This is a genomic window from Reinekea sp. (genome assembly GCF_982785585.1).
The window spans coordinates 2,872-4,428 of record NZ_CEYAVF010000066.1 but is presented as its reverse complement, the minus strand read 5'-3'; the positions used below and the strand labels follow the sequence as shown (position 1 = coordinate 4,428).

Below are 1,557 nucleotides of genomic sequence, written 5' to 3'. Positions count from 1 at the left end.
GAACCGCTCGGATATCACCATAATGAGCTGCCGCTTTCTGATGATAATCCAGTACCTCAAGCCTCGATACAAAGTCTTCAACCTGTTTCAGGTTATGTTCCTTTTTTTGGCTTTTTCAGCGCCATAGATTAGCTCCACAAAGGTAATTGCACTTATCGATATCTGCCGACTGTGTTCATTGAAACGATCAAGAACATCTAATGGACGCCTTTTCATCACGTAGATAACAATGTTGGTGTCCAGGATGTATTTAATCATCAAATGACTCCCTTTCTTCCGGGGGAAAGTCCTCACGATCGGTTAAGAAATCATCGCTTACGCCCTCCTCAGATAGGAAAAAGGAATCCCAGCTCTTCTCAGCAGGTGAAATAATGCGTTCATTACCCACAACACGAACAACAACGCGTTTTACCGTATCGGGAAATCGAGAATCAGCAGGCAAGCGCACGGCCTGTGATTTATTGTTATAAAAGACAGAGCCAGTGGACATGGTCCTTCTTCCACTATTAATAATGTATATGCACAAAGTATGTACCCCAAATTTAAAGGGCAACTTCCAGCATTCACTTAACGTACCTAGGCTGGCGCTAGAGGCGCTAATTTATAGTGCCGCGAAAAGAGAGAGGGTAAAAGGCAGCATTGTTTGTCCGTGGCGGCCGCAATGCCTGTCACCTCACCGACAAATAATTTACCCAATACCGCTCGGCCCGGTCAATTTCCCAAGCGGATTTAATGCGATACTAACGGCCGAAATCCTAACCCTATGGCACCCCGAATGGCCCCTACCAGATCCCTCCTTTGCCTCCTCGCAGCCCTAAGCGGTCCATTAGTGGGAGTTGCCAGCGCCGCGGAACCGATTCAGTCGCTCGATTGGATCAGCGATTCCGCCCAACTGGTAATTACCCAGACCCACCACATCACACTGTTTGAACCCAGTACCGGCACAGCAAAAGCCTTTGTCTCGCCCGATGTCGACAGTGCGTTAAGCGATGCGACCCTATGGGGGGCGCAAAAACACTTGTTGATCTCAACTCGTGCCGATGGACTCTTCAGCACGGCATTGGCCGCGCCGAACTGGCAGCCTTTGAATCAGGGTCTGGATACCCAAAATCTGGACTTTGTATTCACCAACGTTGCGGTGACCGACATCCTCTATGCGGCCAACCAGACCAGCGTTTACAAATACACCCCCGAAGACCAATGGCTCAATATGGACGGCGGCCCGGGCGGCGTAGTCACAGACTATTTGCACAGTGACATGCCCGACAGCATGGACACCGGTTGGATCTTTGCCACCGGCCAGACCGGTATCGCCTTTACCGCCGACTGCTTCTGCTTTTGGCGCGATGTGAAAGACATGTCCGACGGCTTTTTAGCCTTGGCCTATCAGCCAGAAGAACCCTCTTGGTATTATGCGGCGACCGCAACAACCCTATTCCAAACCCAGGACGGCGCGCGCACCTGGCAGCCGATTACGACGGTGCCCGATAACGCGACCACGGCTCTAGTGTCGGGTCCAATGGGCACCCTGTATCTGGGCACCGCCAGTGGCCAGCT

At 51.5% G+C, this 1,557-nt stretch carries 3 protein-coding genes; 1 reads left to right on the top strand and 2 read right to left on the bottom strand.

Annotated features, from left to right (window positions below; all coding sequences use genetic code 11):
• Window positions 1–87: 87 nt before the first annotated feature.
• On the bottom strand, window positions 88–258 hold the full coding sequence (locus tag AC4FIC_RS15020; protein ID WP_487778880.1) for a PIN domain-containing protein: 171 nt from the start codon (window positions 256–258) through the stop codon (window positions 88–90).
• Window positions 251–490 (bottom strand): type II toxin-antitoxin system VapB family antitoxin, encoded by a 240-nt coding sequence (gene vapB / locus AC4FIC_RS15015; protein WP_100257248.1) that lies wholly within the window; start codon window positions 488–490, stop codon window positions 251–253. Before vapB ends, AC4FIC_RS15020 begins: the two co-directional genes overlap by 8 nt.
• 339 nt (window positions 491–829) lie before the next feature.
• On the opposite strand from vapB, the gene AC4FIC_RS15010 reads away from it, so the two are divergent.
• Window positions 830–1,557, top strand: a 728-nt coding sequence (locus AC4FIC_RS15010; protein ID WP_488083970.1) for a hypothetical protein, incomplete at its 3' end; no start/stop codon positions are given.

What these genes read in the sequence shown, in the direction of transcription:
- AC4FIC_RS15020 (WP_487778880.1), bottom strand. Translation starts at nt 258, where the DNA reads ATGATTAAATACATCCTGGACACCAACATTGTTATCTACGTGATGAAA.
- vapB (WP_100257248.1), bottom strand. Translation starts at nt 490, where the DNA reads ATGTCCACTGGCTCTGTCTTTTATAACAATAAATCACAGGCCGTGCGC.